The organism is Christiangramia flava JLT2011 (assembly GCF_001951155.1).
Taxonomy (GTDB): Bacteria; Bacteroidota; Bacteroidia; order Flavobacteriales; family Flavobacteriaceae; genus Christiangramia; species Christiangramia flava.
In genome coordinates this window covers 719,014-738,609 of the sequence record NZ_CP016359.1, presented here as the reverse complement: position 1 = coordinate 738,609, position 19,596 = coordinate 719,014, and the positions used below count along the sequence as shown (strand labels likewise).

The 19,596-nt window shown below is 43.4% G+C and carries 9 protein-coding genes; 8 read left to right on the top strand and 1 reads right to left on the bottom strand.

Annotated elements, in window-relative coordinates; genetic code table 11:
- Positions 1 to 7: 7 nt before the first annotated feature.
- Positions 8 to 679: a carboxypeptidase-like regulatory domain-containing protein gene (locus GRFL_RS02910; RefSeq protein ID WP_083643208.1), complete on the bottom strand. Its 672-nt coding sequence runs from the start codon at positions 677 to 679 to the stop codon at positions 8 to 10.
- A gap of 368 nt (positions 680 to 1,047) precedes the next feature.
- On the opposite strand from GRFL_RS02910, the gene GRFL_RS02905 reads away from it, so the two are divergent.
- The 8 genes from GRFL_RS02905 to GRFL_RS02870 all read left to right on the top strand — a co-directional run bounded on the left by GRFL_RS02905 (position 1,048) and on the right by GRFL_RS02870 (position 19,572).
- Positions 1,048 to 4,020, top strand: coding sequence for a SusC/RagA family TonB-linked outer membrane protein (locus GRFL_RS02905; RefSeq protein WP_083643207.1), 2,973 nt, complete (start codon positions 1,048 to 1,050; stop codon positions 4,018 to 4,020).
- 11 nt (positions 4,021 to 4,031) lie between these two features.
- The gene (locus GRFL_RS02900; RefSeq protein ID WP_236995868.1) at positions 4,032 to 5,627 is read left to right on the top strand and encodes a RagB/SusD family nutrient uptake outer membrane protein; all 1,596 of its coding nucleotides are present in this window, start codon (positions 4,032 to 4,034) and stop codon (positions 5,625 to 5,627) included.
- Between the two features lie 153 nt (positions 5,628 to 5,780).
- Positions 5,781 to 8,033 carry a S9 family peptidase gene (locus GRFL_RS02895; RefSeq protein WP_236995867.1) on the top strand — a complete coding sequence of 751 codons (2,253 nt, stop codon included), beginning with the start codon at positions 5,781 to 5,783 and terminating at the stop codon, positions 8,031 to 8,033.
- A gap of 57 nt (positions 8,034 to 8,090) precedes the next feature.
- On the top strand, positions 8,091 to 11,117 hold the full coding sequence (locus GRFL_RS02890; RefSeq protein WP_236995866.1) for a beta-L-arabinofuranosidase domain-containing protein: 3,027 nt from the start codon (positions 8,091 to 8,093) through the stop codon (positions 11,115 to 11,117).
- A 26-nt stretch (positions 11,118 to 11,143) separates the two neighbouring features.
- On the top strand, positions 11,144 to 12,838 hold the full coding sequence (locus GRFL_RS02885) for a DUF885 family protein (protein WP_083643204.1): 1,695 nt from the start codon (positions 11,144 to 11,146) through the stop codon (positions 12,836 to 12,838).
- A 15-nt stretch (positions 12,839 to 12,853) separates the two neighbouring features.
- Positions 12,854 to 15,175: an alpha-L-arabinofuranosidase C-terminal domain-containing protein gene (locus tag GRFL_RS02880; protein ID WP_083643203.1), complete on the top strand. Its 2,322-nt coding sequence runs from the start codon at positions 12,854 to 12,856 to the stop codon at positions 15,173 to 15,175.
- Between the two features lie 2 nt (positions 15,176 to 15,177).
- Entirely contained in the window at positions 15,178 to 17,877 is a 2,700-nt protein-coding gene (locus GRFL_RS02875; protein ID WP_083643202.1) for a DUF5695 domain-containing protein, read from the top strand.
- Positions 17,878 to 17,892: 15 nt separating this feature from the next.
- Positions 17,893 to 19,572, top strand: coding sequence for a M1 family metallopeptidase (locus GRFL_RS02870; protein WP_083643201.1), 1,680 nt, complete (start codon positions 17,893 to 17,895; stop codon positions 19,570 to 19,572).
- Positions 19,573 to 19,596 lie beyond the last annotated feature (24 nt).

Genomic DNA, 19,596 nt, shown 5'->3' with positions numbered 1-19,596 from the left:
GGTTATTTCAGCTGCAGTTCTGGTGATTAGAAAAGAGATTATGAAAAAAATTGCCAATTCTATGAAACAGGTTGGGTTCTCCGGTTAAGATGACCTCTCCCATCAAAGAATGATCTTCTGTAAGGGTAATTTTGATATACCTGTTCTTCGGATAAAACGGATATTCCTGAGTTTCAAAACCAATAAATGAAAAGATGAGCCTGTTCCGATCTGCTAATTGCTCTTTAGCTATTGCCAGGGAATAGGAACCGTCATGATTTGTTGAGGTACCAATCGAAGTTCCTTTAAGCTGAACCATCGCCCCGGCTATGGGAGATTGATCTTTATCGATTACTTTTCCTTTGATCGTAATGGAATCTGATGGTTTTTGGAATTCTGGTTCTTGCTTCTGAAAGGAAGAAGGTTTTAATTCAGTTTGTTCTTTATGCGTATGGGCGGTTAACGGTTCTGCTAATCCTAAAATAGCACTTAATCCCAAGAAAAAACTGATTTTAGGGATTTGAAGGTTTCGGCCGGTTGGAGGCAGGTAGCTTTCGTTTAACTGATGTGGTTTTAATCTCCCGCAAACCTGATTGTTCGAGGATAGAAATTTCAGAATTTCATTACGGTCAGTATTGGTGAAGTCTATGACGTCTTTCTGGCAATGCTTGCAGAATTTTCCTTTTTCAGAGGAAGTCATTTTTTGCCAGTCCTGATGACAGGGTTCTAAAATTTTTAGTTTTTTCCGCACTCTTTAAATGTTGGTTCGAGGAAGGTTCAGTAAGGTATCGAAATTAATTGTAAGCTTTACAGATTATTTAATCTTGTTGCAAATTAGTGCTGAAAAGTTGTGATGGGGCGGCTATCCAAAAACCGATAATTTGTGATTTTTTTGATCCTATAATAATATATAATTACAAATTTTTCAAAATATCCGCCATATTGTTAATATAGTATAAGTAGCGGCTAAGATTTAGTTAAATAAATGTAAAATTCAATTCTAATTTTAGAAGTGTTTTAGAAACACCTTTTTAGCCACAGGCTATTACTAACTAAAATTAGAATTTTATGAAATCCAAAAACTTTACTTTCCCGCCACCCCTTCGCGGTAATAATTTTTTCCTTTTATTGTTTGGTATATTCTGGATGCTTTCTTCGCATACGGTCTTTTCTCAAACGCAGGTTACAGGTACGGTAACAGATACCGAAGGTATGCCATTATCGGGTGTGACCGTAATGGAAAAAAACACCAATAACGGTGTAATTACTGACTTTGATGGAAATTACTCCATCAGTGTTTCAGATGCTGCCATTCTTGTGTACTCTTTTGTTGGTTTCAAACAGGAAGAGATCAGCTTCACCGGGCAGTCTGCCATTGATGTTCAAATGGAAGAAGATCTCGAGGCACTTTCTGAAGTAGTTCTCATCGGTTACGGTTCTCAAAAGAAAGGTGATGTGACGAGCGCGGTCGCCAGTGTCAAGGCAGAAGATTTCATTCAGGGGAATGTAAAAGATGCGGCGCAACTTATCCAAGGAAAAGTAGCGGGTTTGACCATTTCCAATCCTTCCGGAGATCCTTTAGACGGGGCACAGGTTTTGCTTCGAGGGGTATCCTCCATCAATGCCAGTTCCACTCCTTTGGTTCTGGTTGACGGAATTCCCGGAAATCTCCAGACCGTAGCTCCGGAAGATATCGCTTCCATTGATGTCCTGAAAGACGGGTCGGCTACGGCCATTTATGGAACTCGGGGAACCAATGGAGTGATCATCATCACTACAAAAGGCGGGGATGGCGAGATTGTTCCAACGATCGATTATAATGGATATGTGTCCATTCAGGAGATTGCCAGAAAACTGGATTTTCTGGATGCTTCGGAATTGAGAGACCTCTATTCCCAGGGCTTCGAATTTACCGGGGCAAATGTGGAAGATTTTGGCGCGACGACAGATTGGGTTGATGAAATTACCCGTCAGCCAATAAGTACTGTTCATAACCTCACCTTTCGAGCGGGGAATAAGACTTCCAATATTACCGCTACGCTCAACTACCGGGATAATAAAGGGATTTTTATCAAATCTGATAATAAAAGATATACCGGTCGTATTGATGTAAATCATAAAATGTTCAATGATAAACTGAATTCTAATTTCCAGGTGATCGCCAGCGAACAGTCTTATTATGACTTTCCGAATTACGCATACAGGCAGGCGCTTATCAGAAATCCTACAGAACCGGTTCAAAACGAAGACGGAACCTGGTATGAGAGAGACGTTTATTTCTATGATAATCCCGTGGGGCTTATTGAAGAATCTTATCAGGACAACAGGCAGCGAAATCTACAATTTACAGGGAATTTCACGTATGAATTATTCCCAACCCTGAAGCTTCAGGCATTATATACGCGAAAAGGGAATTACGGTATTTTTGGATATTATGAAACTAAGAATCACGTTTCCACAACTAAAAACGGGATAGGGGGTTATGCTTCCAGATCTACCAACGATTATATTGGTAATTATGGTCAGCTAACCGCAAATTACGAAGAGAGCTTCGAAGATCATAAATTTACGGCCCTGGCGGGTTATAATTATGAAGATAATACCTACGAAGGTTTTTCTGCTAATAACAGGAATTTCCCGAGTGACGCCTATTCTTATAATAACCTGGGTATTGGCCAGGGACTGGAGCTGGGAGAAGCAGGGATGAGCAGTTATAAAAACTCGAATACCCTGATCGCTTTCTTCGGAAGGATCAATTATAACTATGATGACCGGTACCTTTTGATGCTGAGTTTGCGACATGAAGGATCTTCCAGGTTTGGTGAAAATAACAAATGGGGAAGTTTTCCTGGAGTTTCAGTAGGCTGGAGAATCAACGAAGAATCGTTCATGGAAGACGCCGATTGGATTGATATTCTGAAACTTCGTGGTGGATATGGAGTGACTGGAACCAATGCCGGTGCAAATTACCAGTCTCTGGCCAGTTTGAACTACGACAGTTATTTCCTGTATAACAACCGCTGGATCCGCGAATTGATCCCGGTAAGAAATCCAAATCCAGATTTGAAATGGGAGCGTAAGGAAGAAGTGAATATCGGGCTGGATTTTAGTTTTTGGGAGGGTCGCGTGAATGGTTCTTTTGACTATTATGACCGCACTACCAAAGATGCCCTTTACAACTATAATGTACCGGTACCACCATATCTTTACGGAAGTATCGTGGCCAATGTAGCTGAAATTCAGAATTCAGGTTTTGAGGTTTTGATCAACGTCAACCCGGTGCAGACTGAAGATTTTAACTGGGATGCCAATTTCACCTATTCCACCAATTCCAATAAGCTGGTTTCACTGTCTAACGACCAGTTCCAGGCGACCAATGATTTCTTCGACGCCGGCTATACCGGTGAACCAATACAAATCAATACGCACCGTACGATCGTTGGAGGACCCATCGGCAATTTCTTCGGATTAAAAGCTGTGGGGGTGAATGACGATGGAATTTTCCTGATCGAAACACCTGATGGAAATGTGATTCCCGCCACAGAAAGTACGAATGCAGACAGGCAGGTCATTGGGAATGGCCTTCCAAATCACTATGCATCCTGGAATAACCAGTTCCGTTATAAAAACTGGGATCTTAGCGTGAATTTAAGAGGAGCGTTTGATTACCAGGTGCTCAATTTCGCACGAATGTTCTATGAAAACCCGAATATCGCCTACAACACTTTGGATAGCGCCTATGATCCTGCCTATGGAACAGCAGTGATCAGTGACATCCAGCGATATACCAGTTATTACCTGGAAGACGGGGATTTCGTCAAAATAGACAATGCTACTTTAGGCTACACATTCGATACTGGGAATATAGACCTGGTCCAGAACTTTAGAATTTATGCATCTGGACTCAACCTTTATACTTTCACAGGATATAAAGGAGTGGATCCGGAGGTGAACCGACTGGGATTTGCGCCTGGAAATGATGAGAGAGATACCTATCCAAGTACCAGGACCTTCACCCTTGGTGTCAACTTAACTTTTTAAAACGAGCTACAATGAAAAGATTTATAACATTTATGAACGAACATTTCAGACAGCTTTTTATTGGTGCCTGTCTGGTCATGTCAGTTACCAGCTGTACCAATCTGGACGAAGAAGTGTTTTCTGAAATTACCGAAGACAGTTTTGTACCTGCCGATGAAGATATCGTTGCGTTGACCGCGTCGGCATACACACCATTGCGCTACATCATGGGATGGCAAGGCTTATTTGATGTGCAGGAAGAATCGGCCGACATTTTTGTGACTCCAACCCGCCCGAACGGTTGGGACGATGGTGGAACTTATAAAAGGATGCACCGGCACACCTGGAATGATGTCCAGTGGCAGCCAAGAAATACCTGGTTAACCTGTTTCAACGGGATCAATAGTGCTAACCGCGTAATATCCCAGATCGAAAGCGGTTCCCTGCCAATTAGTGAAGAGCAGGCGGCAAGTGTGATCGCTGAATTAAGAGGCGTAAGAGCTGTTTATTATTCCATTCTTCTGGATACCCACGGAAATGTGCCAATTATTAAAAATTTCAGCGATGAGGTTCCAACACAGGCGTCAAGATCGGAAGTGTACAATTTCATCATCAGTGAGCTGAATGAAGTCATCCCGATGCTGACAGAAACTGCAGATCAGACCACTTACGGAAGATTGAACAAATGGGGTGCCCTCGCTTTACAGGCAAGGGTATACCTCAATGCGGAAGTATACGTAGGGACCGCCGAATGGGATAAAGTAATTTCCAATACAGATCAGATTATCAATTCCGGAGCTTATATGCTGGACGATAATTACCGCGATGTATTTAGCACCGATAATCAGAATTCTCCGGAAATTCTTTTTTCAGTTCCCTATGACAGGCTTTATGGTCCGGAATGGAATCAGCATATGAAACAACTGCTTCCAAGCACCCGGGATGTATTGAATATGGAGGCCCAGCCATGGGGCGGTTCCAGCGCGAATCCGCAATTCATTGATTCTTATCAGGACGGTGATAAAAGACTGGCAGATAGCTGGTTCATGGGTGAACAAAGAGATGCTGATACCGGCGAAGTTCTTTACACCCTGGTAAATTATATGCCAAGCATTACCGGTTGTGAATTCTATGAAGGTTTAAGATTTAGAAAATACGAAATTCTGCCAGGCACCAACGCCAGCTTACCGGTAGATTTTCCTTATTTCCGATATGCCGATGTGCTGATGATGAAGGCTGAAGCTTTGCTTCGAACCGGCAATGCTGATGAAGCGGCTATGATCGTCACCGAGGTTAGAGAACGTTCATTTGATGATCCTGAGGCTGCAACCGTTACCGGTGCGGAATTGATGGGAGACAGTCTCTGGCAGTATGGTACACTTGCAGAAGATGGAAGTATCGCAGAACCCGGTGACCAAAGCCCCGTTCAGTATGGAAGGTTTCTGGACGAGCTGGGATGGGAATTCGTAGGTGAAGCCCGTAGAAGAACTGATATCATCAGGTTTGGTGTATACAGCACCAAGAACTGGTACAACCATACTCCGCAGGGAGAATACACAAAATTATTCCCGATTGGTTTAGAGGAACTCAATACCAATACCAATTTGACTCAGAACCCGGGATATTAAGAACTTCATAAATGGTTTATGTTGAGTTAGTGTTTAAAAAAAGAGGGCCTTTTTGGTTGGTCCTCTTTTAACTTTTTAAAAATTTTCAGTCGGAACAGGCCATTAAAACCAGATGGGCCAAAATGGTTAAATTGATAAAAAATTGCAGCTTCTATGATGGTGAATCCTAAAATCCTAAAATTCCTAATTATTGTATCTCTTTCGATTTCCTATGCCGGATATTGCCAGGGGACATTAGAAGATTATCAAAGAGCGGAAGCAATAGATACCCTGTATAGAAATAAGGTTTTCAACAATCCCTCAGAATTCCACTGGTTGAACGACAAAGAATTCTGGTATAGAAATAATGCGGAAACCGGAACGCAATACATTCTGGTAAATGCGGAAAGCAAGACGAAAAAAGCTTTTTTTGATCATTCCCTGATGGCCGGTAATCTCAGTGCCGCTCTTCAGAAAAATATCAATGAAAAAGAAATGGACCTCTCCGAATTTAAAATAGAGGAAAACCAGCTTATTTTTCAGAATGATTCCCTGAAATTCAAAATGGATCTCCAAAGCAAACAGGTTCTGGTCACAGATACCATCAAACGCGAACGCCGGAGCAGGGAATACTGGGGCAGACGAAATAGGGAAGATGAAGGCAAACCCGTTCTATCACCCGATGGACGCTATGAAGCATTTATAAAAAATGCCAATGTGTATATCAGGCAGCCAGACTCGGAAGAAGAATTTCAGCTGAGTTACGATGGAAATGAAGGCTTTTTTTATTCCCCGAACATGCTCTGGTCTCCAGATAGTAAAAAACTGATGGCGTATAAGGTCCGGCCGGGAAAAGAACATAAGATCTACTTCGTGGAATCTTCTCCGGAAGATCAGCTTCAGCCAAAATTACAATCCAGGGATTACCTCAAACCCGGAGATGAAATGGATTTCAGAAGTCCGCAACTTTTTAAAGTTTCAGAAAAGAGACATCTCCCCGTCGCGACAGATCTGTTCCTGTCGCAATTTGGACTATATAATTTTAAATGGGAAGAAGATAATAGTGCTTTCACTTTTGAGTTTAACCAGCGGGGCCACCAGGTCTATCGCGTCATTAAAGTAGATGCGGAAAATGGTAATGCCGCGGCGATAATAGACGAATCCAGCCCCACATTTATAGATTACAGCGGTAAGAAATTTCGTCACGATGTCCCCGGTAAAACTGAGATCATCTGGGCGTCTGAGCGCGATGGCTACAACCACCTGTATCTTTATAATTCCCAAACAGGCAAGGTCAAGAATCAAATTACTTCCGGAGAATGGCCCGTGCGCGAAGTAATTGCTGTAGACAACGAAAACAGGAAGATTTATTTTACCGCAAGCGGAATGGACGAAGACCAGGATCCCTATTTATTACACTATTGCAGTATTGATTTTGATGGTCGGAATTTTACCCGGTTGACCTCTGAGAACGGAAATCACCAGGTTAGCTTTTCGCCTGATAAAACCTATTATATCGACCAATTTTCACGGGTCGACCTTGCTCCGGAAGCGGTGCTGAAAAAGACTAAATCTCAGAAAATTGTCATGGAACTGGAAAAAGCTTCCATTAAAGCTTTGGAGAACACCGGATGGAAAATGCCGGAAGTTTTTACCACTGCCGGTAGAGATGGTGAAACTGATATCTGGGGAATTATAGTGAGGCCAACCAATTTCGACCCGAATAAAAAATATCCGGTGATTGAATATATCTATGCCGGCCCGCATAGTTCTTTTGTTCCCAAAAGTTTCCATTCTAACTTCTGGGCGATGAGTTCTCTGGCAGAACTTGGGTTTATAGTAGTGCAGATCGATGGGATGGGGACCTCTAACAGGTCAAAGGCATTTCATGATGTATGCTGGCAAAACCTCAAGGATGCAGGGTTCCCCGATCGTAAAATATGGATTAAAGAAGCGGCGAAGAAATATCCGTATATGGATGCGGAAAGAGTTGGAATCAGGGGTACTTCAGCAGGTGGTCAAAGCGCGGGAGGAGCGTTGGTTTTTAATTCCGATTTTTATGATGTGGCAGTTGCGTCCTGCGGATGCCACGACAACCGAATGGATAAAATATGGTGGAATGAGCAATGGATGGGCTATCCCGTAGGTCCGCAATACGCTGCCTCTTCAAATGTAGAACATGCTGATCAGTTACAAGGTAACCTGATGCTGATCGTGGGAGAGGTAGACGATAATGTGGATCCCGCATCCACCATGCAGTTTGCAGACGCGCTGATCAAAGCCGGGAAAGATTTTGAACTGGTGGTGTTGCCTGGGGAAAATCATACTTCAGGAGGAGAATTTGGGGAACGAAAAAGACGGGATTTTTTCGTGAAACACCTGCTTCATGTTGATCCACCATCATGGGACCAGATTTATAAGGATTAAGACCAAATTGTAGAATTAAAGATCTAAAAAATGATAATTTATAAAAGACTGATTTGTATGCTGACGGTATACATCTTTTGCAGTCAATCCAGTATCAAAGCTCAGGGCGATCAAATTCTTGATGGAATTGGAGAAACCGGTCTGATCGCCAGGTACGTTTTTGATAATGACCAAAAAGACTGGTCCAGAAACAATCTTCACGCAGAAATTCATGGCGACGCAAAGTTTGTGGAGGATGATTTTTTCAAAAAAGTCATTTCATTAAAGGATGGAGCCTATGTGTCTCTGCCATCAAATGTCTTAAATGGCCTGGAATCCATCAGCGTGGTGGGTTGGATACAACCTGAGGATAAAACCCCGGGAACTTATTTGTTTGACTTCGGAAAAAGCGATACCTCTCATTTTTTTCTGGTTCCCTTTGGAACAGCCAATTCAGCCGAATTCGAAGCCGGAATCATTTCGGGAAAGACTGAAAATGTCATTCTGAAGGCCCCTTCAGCAGCCATTGAAAAATATCCCTGGGCTCATATTGCCGTGGTGATCGATGTTTCTTCCGGAAGGCTTACCGCTTTCGTGAATGGAGCAGCGATTAAATCAGTTGAAAATATCAATATGGAACTGGAGGACGTTTTTGATATTGAAACGGAAGGAAAGAATAAGTTATTTATAGGCAAAGCGCTGGACGATTCCGCAAAGCCTTTACAGGCCAAACTTCACGATTTTCGGCTTTACCGGGTTGCTCTAAACCCGGATCAGGTTCAGCGAATTTTTGAAAATGCGATCAGGAAAAATAACGCGGTGGTGAACGAACGCAAAGAAGCCGAAGATAATCTCCCGAAGTTTACTGAAGAAACACCGCAATTGTACAATGAGTATTTAGTTTCCGTAGAAGATGTGAAACTACAAACCACGATAGGGAATTTGCCCAGATTACCAAGGCACCTGCCGGGGAAATACCAGGCTGGGATAAAAGGGCCTGAAGTAAGTGTATTATGGCCGGCTCCGGAGGATAATCATTCGGTTGCTGAAAAAGGTGTTTACACGATAACCGGCAGTGTTCCGGGAACAGATCTTAAACCCGTGGCCACGGTGGAAGTTTTAGACTCGCCTGAAGAAAACACACCAGCCCGAAAGCTGGAAAGTTTTGAACTGGACGAGGTGAGCCTTAAAGAGAACCAGGCAGGACAAAAGACGAAATTCATTGAAAATAGAGATAAGTTTATCCATACTCTGGCAGGTACTAATCCTGATTCGTTTCTATATATGTTTCGCAATGCATTTGGCCAGCCCCAGCCTGAAGGCGCAGAACCATTAGGAGTCTGGGATTCGCAGGAAACAAAATTGCGCGGCCACGCCACCGGACATTATCTCACGGCCATCGCCCAGGCATACGCCAGCACCGGCTATGATCCAGAACTTCAGCAGAACTTTTCTGATAAAATGGAGTATATGGTAAATGTACTTTACGAGTTATCACAATTATCAGGAAAACCTTCTGCTAAAAGTTCCGAATATGAAAGCGATCCCAACAAGATCCCTACCGGTCCCGGCAAATCACAATATAGCTCTGATCTTAGTGAAGAGGGCATTCGAACCGATTATTGGAATTGGGGAGAAGGCTTCATTAGTGCATATCCTCCAGATCAATTCATCATGCTGGAAAATGGCGCTACCTACGGAGGTCAGGAGAACCAGGTTTGGGCTCCTTACTACACCCTGCATAAAATTTTGGCCGGTTTGATGGATGTCTATGAAGTAAGTGGTAATGAAAAAGCACTTCGTGTGGCGCAGGGGATGGGCGATTGGGTACATGCGAGGTTAAGCCAACTGCCTACCGAGACGCTTATTAGCATGTGGAACCGCTATATCGCAGGCGAATTTGGTGGTATGAACGAGGCAATGGCCCGGCTGTACCGGATCACAGGAGAGCATTCGTACCTGGAAACAGCCCGGTTATTCGACAATATTAAAGTTTTTTTTGGCGATGCATCCCATTCCCACGGGCTGGCGAAGAACGTAGATACCTTTAGGGGTTTACACGCCAATCAACATATCCCGCAGTTTGTAGGAGCTTTGGAAATGTACCGGGATTCGAAGGATTCTGAATATTTTAAAGTGGCGGATAATTTCTGGTTTAAAGCCATGAATGATTATATGTACAGCATTGGCGGCGTGGCGGGTGCCAGAAACCCGGCAAACGCGGAATGTTTTGTGAGCCAGCCGGGCACGCTTTATCAAAACGGACTCTCGGCAGGAGGGCAGAATGAAACCTGTGCCACTTACAATATGCTGAAGCTCACGCGCAATTTGTTCTTATTTGAGCAACGCCCGGAGTTGATGGACTATTATGAGCGAGGTTTGTACAATCATATCCTGGCATCGGTAGCTGAAGATTCCCCGGCCAATACGTATCATGTGCCCCTGAGGGCAGGATCTATTAAACGTTTTGGAAATCCGGATATGACCGGTTTTACCTGTTGTAATGGAACCGCGCTGGAAAGCAGTACCAAATTACAGAACACCATTTACTTCCGAAGTTCTGATAATAGAGAGCTTTACGTCAATCTTTTTGTGCCTTCCACTTTGAACTGGAAAGAAAAAGGGATCGTTATAGAGCAAGAGACCAATTTTCCGAAGGAGGACCATACCAGTCTGAAAATAAACGGAAAAGGAAAATTCACTCTGAAACTGCGCATTCCCGGTTGGGCTGAAAAAGGTTTTGTACTGAAAGTGAATGGAAAGCCGGAAAAAATTGCTGCCGAACCAGGTTCTTATGTGAGCCTGGATAGAAAATGGAAAGATGGAGATCTGGTGGAATTAAAAATTCCTTTTAGTTTCCATCTGGATCCCATAATGGATCAGCAAAATATTGCCAGTATTTTCTATGGTCCTGTTCTTCTGGCTGCCCAGGAAGAGGGGCCAAGAGACAACTGGCGTAAGATCAAACTGAATGCAAAAGATATAGGCAGTTCCATCAAGGGAAATCCGGAAGAATTAACATTTGAAGTAGACGGAGTCCTGCTCAAACCTTTTTATGAAACTTATGGCCGCCACTCCGTATACCTGGATGTTAGCCTGGAATAAAGAAAATTTTTAACCGAAATAAGAGTATGAAATATAAGATCGTTTTTCTGATAATTTCCATGAGTATTTCCGCAACGCTGCACGCCAATGATATGATAGATGTGATTCATACTTACCGGGCAGACAGATATGCTTTAAGAAGTACCTATACCATGAGGGAATCACAGGAATATTACGAACGCCTGGGGCAATTCTACGAAGACTGGCAACAAAAACTGCAGAATATCGATTTTGAATCTTTATCACAAGATGGAAAGGCCGATTATGTGCTGCTGAAAAACCTGGTTCAAAAGGAACAGTATCAGTTGTCAAAAGACTTTCAGGATTTTAAGGAAGTAGCAGCTGTTGCCAATTTTGCAGAAGAACTCTATTCATTTATTCAGAAGAGGAGAAGAGGGGCACAACCAGATTCCAAAAAGCTGGCCATGGTTTTTAATAATGCAACAAAAGCGATTTCCGAAAAAACGCTGACCTTGGAAACCAAGCCATATGACACCTGGCTACAAGCAGAAAAAGCAGCTTCCGTGGTCAAATCATTGCATAAAGGTCTGGAAGAGGCTTATAATTTCTATTTTGACTATGATCCTGAATTTACCTGGTGGATGAAAAGCCCGTATGAGGAACTGGATCAAAAACTTACAGACTACGAAGAATTTTTAGAAAAGCATTATTCTAAAGAAGATCAAAAAGATGATGGAAGTGGGATCATAGGAAAACCTATTGGCAGGGAAGCCCTGATTAAGAGCCTCCAATACGAGTTCATTCCCTACACTCCGGAAGAGTTGATCAGGACTGCGGAAAAACAATTCGACTGGTGCAAAGCCGAGATGATCAAAGCTGCAAATGAAATGGGCTACGGTGATGATTGGAGAAAAGCCTTGGAACATGTGAAAGACACTTATGTAGCTCCAGGGAAGCAACCAGAAGCCATCAATGAGCTTTATGAGTATTCAGTTAAGTTCATCGAAGAGCGTGATCTTATCACCATTCCAGATCTGGCCAAAGAGACCTGGGGGATGATTATGATGACGCCCGAGCGCCAAAAAGTAAATCCATTTTTCACCGGAGGATGGGAGATTAGCATCTCGTATCCTACTCAGGGGATGACACATCAAGACAAACTCATGAGTATGCGGGGAAATAATCCAAATTTTTCCTTTCCAACAGTACAACATGAGTTGCAGCCTGGTCACAACCTGCAGTTCTTTATGAACAACCGGAATAAGCCTTACCGAGAAGCTTTCGGTACCCCGTTCTGGATGGAAGGTTGGGCACTGTACTGGGAAATTATCCTTTGGAATAAAGATTTTCCGCGAACACCTGAAGAAAAAATGGGAATGCTTTTCTGGAGAATACACCGCTGTGCGAGGATCATCTTTTCTCTGAATTATCAATTGGGGAACTGGACGCCTCAGGAATGTATAGATATGCTGGTGAACGAGGTTGGCCATGAATATGCCAACGCAGAAGCTGAAGTAAGAAGATCATTTGCTACTTCTTATACGCCGCCCTTATATCAATTGGCATACATGATTGGAGGCTTGCAGTTCTATGCACTGAGAGGAGAGCTACTCGAGAATGGATGGACCGAAAAACAGTTCCATGATCGCGTTATGAAAGAGAATAAGATGCCGGTAGCAATTTTGCGTTTGTTATTAAAAGACCAGGAAATACCTGAAAACTATGGTGCCCACTGGCGGTTTTCAACCGATTTTAAATAAGTGAGCCAAAATTCCATGAAAGGTATCCGTCATTTTTTTTATATCATATTGCTGCTGGCACTTACTTCTTGTGATCAAGAAGCCAATGGAGTTTTACTTTCCCCTTCCAAAGGGGTGCAGGCAAAAGAAGCCGATTGGAATTATGAACCCTGGAGCGCCCCGGAACACTATTCTGATACCGTTTCTGCGCAATTTGATAGTCAGGTACTGAAGTTGTCTTCAGATACGCTTAGCTTTGAGAGGTGGTTCCGAAAAATCCCGATAAAGCCCTTCGCAACCTACCGCGTAACCGGTTGGGTCAAAACTTCAGGCGTCGAGGGGGCACGCTCAGAAAGTGGTGCGGGAATTCGTTTGGGTATATTTGACTTCAGCGGGGATACCGTTTTCAAGGCTGATAACCGCTGGTCCCAGGTGGAAATGGAATTTTCCACCGAAATGGATGACAGCTTTATCCTGGAATTCGTATTAGGTAAAAATGGGCGTGCAAGAGGGGAGGTTTGGTTTGATAATTTTCGCTTACAGGAACTTTCAGCAAAAGAGCTGAAACCTGAGATCACGCTGAATTTTGATGAGCCGCGGGAAGCTATGTCTCCTTATATCTACGGGCAGTTTATAGAACATATGGGCAAATCTATTTATGGCGGCTTATGGGCTGAAATGCTCCTTGATCGTAAATTTTTTCATTTACCCGGTACTAAGAATTCAGCCTGGAAGAGTACTGTGGATACCAACAGCGTTCAAATAGATAGTTCCTTTACTTTCTCCAGGGGGCGATTGCCGGTTTTTCAGGTCCAGGATCAAATAAGCATCAGTCAGCAAGGGATAGCCCTTCAGGATTCTAAAAAATACGATGGGCGCCTTGTTTTTAAGGCTGGTCAAATCAGTAAGGTGAGGATCAGCTTAAATGGTAGTGCTAAAGATTTTGAGGTTTCTGGTATGGAATTTCAAACAATCCCATTTGAATTTGTTTCAGAAGAGGCTACGGAAAATGGGATACTGGAGATCACTTTCCTGGGTAAGGGAACTCTAAGTCTCGCTGCCGTTTCCCTGATGCCTTCTGACAATATTAAGGGTTATCGCCCGGAAGTGATCAAACTGCTCAAAGAATTGAATGCACCGGTCTATAGATGGCCCGGCGGTAATTTTGTTTCTGGTTACGACTGGAAGGATGGAATTGGCGATCCTGATCGAAGACCTACCCGGTATGAGAGGGCCTGGAACGGTTTGGAATATAACGATGTGGGCATACATGAGTTCATGGATCTTTGTGACCTGTTAAATGCCGAAGCAAATATTGCCGTGAATACTGGTTTAGGTACGGCCGAACTGGCTGCAGCAGAAGTAGCCTATGTGAATGGATTTCCATCTAGTACTATGGGTAAAAGAAGGGCTGAAAATGGCCACCCTGAGCCGTATAACGTAAAACTCTGGGCAGTTGGGAATGAGATGTTTGGTGACTGGCAGTTAGGACACATGCCGGTAGAAGATTATGTAGTCAAACATAATAAAGTAGCTGAGGCGATGTGGGCTGTTGATCCCAATATCGAGTTGATAGCGGTGGGCTATCCCGGAAAATGGAATGATTGGATGTATGAAAACTGTGCCGATCACATGACCTACATTAGCGAGCACTTTTATAAGCAAGACTGGCATGCCGGGGGTCTTTTAACACATGTGCAGCAAATGCCTGAAGTGATCGCTTCTGTTGCCGAAGAACATCGCAGGGCCAGAAGGGAGATTCCGGGACTGAAAGAAAAGAATATCAAAATAGCCATGGATGAATGGAACTATTGGTATGGCCCTCATGTATACGGACTTCTTGGAACTCGTTATTTCCTGAGGGACGCCCTCGGAATTGCGGCCGGTTTAAATGAATTCAGCAGGCAGTCTGATATATATTTCATGGCCAATTATGCCCAGACCGTAAATGTCATCGGGGCGATCAAAACAACCAAAACGGATGCCTGGCTGGAAGGTACAGGCCTCGTCCTGAAATTATACCGTAAAGAATTTGGAACACAGCCGGTATCAATAGAAGGTTCACCTGCGCCGCTCAACGTGGCTGCAACTTTAACTGAAAATGGCGAATACTTAACAGTATCGGTGGTCAATGCCACCCACGAAGACCAAATTTTAAAATTAAATTCTTTTCTGGATTCCGTAGAAAAAAGTGGGATGGCTTTCGTGATTTCCGGTGCGAACGATATGGTCTTCAATGACGAAAATAATAAGGATCGCATCAGTATTTCGGAGCAGGAAATTGATATTTCAGCAGAGCAGATGACCATCCCGAAAGAAAGCGCGGGAATCTACAAATTTAGAACACGTAAAAAGTGATTATGAAAAATACAGTTTACTTCTTTTTGGCATTCCTCTTTATCACTAACGGGCTACTGGCTCAGGATAAGCCAACCTACTGGGATAATATTAAAGAACGGGAATCAACTTTGGGAATCAGTGAGGGATTTTCTGAATTCAAGACCCGGGAATTTACCTTAAAGCTCGTGAATGCTTCACAAACGGTGGCCGGGCTTTATCCCAATTCTAATCCCGATTTCGATTTTACACCGGGTGAACGGATAGACATTCGAGATAAGGATAGTATTTACTATCTCGGGGATCTGAATTTCAGAATTAAAACGGAGCAGGGAGACTGGCAATCTTTTTCCACTGCGACGGAAAGAAAACAGGTTGAAAAACTATCGGTTTCCGGCAACCAGCTGGCAGCAGCAGACCTTACCAATACCCTTCCTGATTCCAATCCGCTGAAGATTAAAAGATTTTACGAGGAAAAAGATGGAGATCTGGTTCTAAGGTTTCAGATCACTAACCCAACTCAGAATTCAGTTGAAATCGGAGCTTTGGGAGCCCCTATGGCGTTTAATAACATTCTGGAAGGAAAGACTCTTGATCAAACCCACGCAGATAATGTATTTTTTGATCCTTATATAGGCCAGGATGCCGGTTATCTGGAGGTCAAGCATCTTACTGGCGAGGGCGAGGTGTTATTAGTTCTCCCGGAGGAAAATATGCCTTTTGAAGCGTATCGTCCCTTACTGGACGATCCAAGCCGGAGAAGCATCGTTTTTGAAGGAGTTCATGAATGGATGGCCCTCAGTAAAGCTTATACGGAAAATGAATGGAAGGATGTGCCGCAATGGAATCAGGCTTCTGCTGTGGTACTGGATCCCGGGCAAACGATCAATTTCGCACTGAAGTTCGTACTCGCACCCAGTATTGGCGGAATTCAGAATACCTTATTGCAAGAATCGAGGCCCGTAGCCGTTGGCGTGCCGGGTTATGTTCTACCAAATGATGTGGAGGCCCAATTATTTCTGAAGCATCATTCAGAAATCTCCAATATGCAGGTTTTCCCAACTGGAGCCTTAAACGTATCCGGTCCCGAAAAGAATGAAAAAGGCTTTTTTAAATATACGATCAGCGGAAAAAAATGGGGAAGAGCGCGGCTTCTAATCACCTACCAGGATGGCTTAACGCAGAGCATTAATTACAAGATTATCAAACCTGAAAGTGATGTGGTGAGTGATTTTGGTCATTTCCTCTTAACCGAACAGTGGTTTGATGAACCAGATAGCATCTTCGGAAGAACAAATTCGGTCATTTCATACGATTACGAATTGAAAAGACAGGTCAAACAGGACAGCCGGGCCTGGATAGCCGGCCTGAGCGATGAAGGTGGAGCCGGCAGTTGGTTGGGTGCGATGATGAAACAATTCATACAACCCGAAAAGTCTGAAATAGAGAAACTTCAGAAGTTTATTGATGAAACCTTATGGGGAGGAATTCAGTACCAGGAAGGGGATAAAAAATATGGTGTTCGAAAAAGTATATTTTATTACGAGCCTGAGCAAATGCCGGAAGGAACCTACAGCGATAGCATCAATTACAAAACCTGGGCTGCCTGGAACAAAAAAGGCGCTGATGATCCTGGCCGTTCCTATAATTACCCGCACGTGGCAGCAGCCTACTGGACGATGTACAGGCTTTCCCGTTACCATGAGAAACTGGTAGAGACCCACGACTGGAAGTGGTTTCTCGAGAACGCCTATCATACGGCGATGGCCATGACAGAGCTGGCTCCCTGGTATGCAGAATTTGGGCAGATGGAAGGCACCGTATTTCTGTATATACTTCAAGATCTTAAAAATGAAGGGATGCTCGATATGGCTTCTGCTCTGGAATCAGAAATGAAAAAGCGTGCAGATCACTGGAAATCTTTAAATTATCCCTTCGGAAGTGAAATGCCCTGGGATTCTACGGGGCAGGAGGAAGTGTTTATGTGGAGCGATTATTTTGGTTACGATCAAAAAGCTGAAGTGACCCTGAATGCTATTTTGGCCTATATGCCTACGATGCCTCACTGGGCCTACAATGGGAATGCCCGCCGATATTGGGATTTTTTATACGGGGGCAAACTCTCCAGGATCGAGCGTCAAATTCATCATTATGGATCTGGGCTGAATGCCATTCCCGTATTAAAAAAATACCGGGAAACACCCGATGATTTTTACCTGTTAAAGGTTGGTTATGGCGGACTTCTCGGTGCTATTTCCAATATTACCCAGGATGGATTTGGCCCCGCCGCTTTTCATTCATTTCCTTCCACACTGGAAATCGATTATCTTTCAGGTGATTATGGCTCGGGATTTTTTGGGTACGCAGTCAATTCAGCTACCTATATTGTGGAAAATGATGATTTTGGATGGCTGGCGTTCGGTGGAAATATAGAAGACCAGGCGAATGCCATTGAAGTGTCCATCACAACCGCTGCAAAAAACAAAGTTTTTCTGCAGCCCGAAAGTTTGTGGATCGAACTGGCTGCAGGGAAAATAGCTTCTTTTCGGTATCTGAAAGATTCCGGTAAAGTGTCAGTAGAATTGGAATCAAAAGATATTTATACGCCGTATGCTTACGTAAAAGTTTCCGAAGGCTGGCAAATGGATTTTCCAAAGGAAAGGGGCTATTATAAAATCCCTTTAAAGGAAAAGCCTTTGGAAATGGAAATAACAAGAGAGTAATTTCTAAAAACAAACATGATAGATAAGACCTTTTTGAAAACCTGCTTGCTGTTAATAGTTGCACTAATCATTCAAAGCAACGCGTTTTCGCAGGAATATACGCGTGCTGATACACTTCGTGGATCGATCACTCCGGAGAGAGCCTGGTGGGATGTCATGCGTTATGATATTTCCGTAACACCTGATTTTGATAAAAAATATACAGCCGGATATAACAATATCACCTACAAGGTTATCCAGGAAAAGCATCCTGATCGCATGCAAATTGACCTGCAGCAACCATTAGCTATCGATAGTATTGTATATGATGATAGCCGTTCTCTGAATTTCAGTAGAGAAGGGAATGTGTACCACGTTGAAACGCCTGTTCAAACAATGGGTTCGGAGCACCAGGTGAAAATTTATTTCAGTGGTAAACCTCACGAGGCCGTGCGGCCGCCATGGGATGGAGGCTGGTCTTTTAGTAGAGATGAGAAAGGCAGGCCGTGGATGACCGTGACCTGCCAGGGGTTGGGAGCTTCTATCTGGTATCCAAACAAAGATCATCAAAGCGATGAGCCAGATCGGGGCGCATCACTGAATATGCGGGTGCCGAAAGAGCTCATGGCTGTCGCAAATGGTCGTTTGATCGAAAAAATGGAACATCAGGATGGAACGACTTCTTATAAATGGGGTGTGGAAAACCCGATAAGCAATTATACCATTATCCCATATATTGGTCATTACAAGAATTTTTCAGAAGAATACACTGGGGTCAAGGGAAAGCTGGATTTGAATTACTGGGTTATGGACTATCACCTGGAAAAAGCAAAAAACTACATGCCCCCGGAAGTTCATAATATGCTGAATGCCTTTGAATACTGGTTTGGACCTTATCCTTTCTACGAAGACGGTTATAAACTGGTGGAGACCGATAATACCGGGATGGAACACCAGTCTAATGTTTCCTATGGCAACTGGTATGCCGGTGGCTATCGGGGGAGAGATGGCTCGGGCACCGGTCTTGGTCTAACCTGGGATTTCATCATCATCCATGAAAGTGGGCACGAGTGGTTTGGGAATAATATCACTACTAACGACCTGGCAGATATGTATATTCATGAAAGCTTCACCAATTACAGCGAAACCCTATTTCTGGATTACGTCTATGGCGAAGAGGCTGCGAATGATTATAATTTTGGTATTCGGCGAGGTATCCAAAACGATCGGCCTGTTATTCCTGCGTATGGAGTAAATGCGAAGGGAAGCGGTGATATGTACCCTAAAGGAGGCAATATGCTGCATACGATCCGTCATAGTATGGATGACGATAAGCTTTTTAAGAATATTCTTACCGGTTTGAACCTCACCTTCCATAACCAAACAGTAAACGGAGAAACGATCCAGGAGTATATTTCAGAAAAAGCGGGCTACGATTATGCTGGTGTTTTTGAACAGTATCTTACCACTACCAAAATTCCTGTTTTGCAGCTGTATATAGATGCACCAAACGATCAGATCTTTTATCGGTATCAAAATGTAGTAGATAACTTTAATTTACCGCTGGTTCTGAAAGGTTCTTCGGAAAAGTTAAACATCCAGCCTACGCGAGAATGGCAAAGCATTCCAATTACCAACAGCAACCAGTATCTCTTCACTCCTTGGAGGATTGAATATATGTACTATTTAAAAGTAGAAATCGTCAAGGAACGATAAACCTGAAATTTTCAATATGATCTA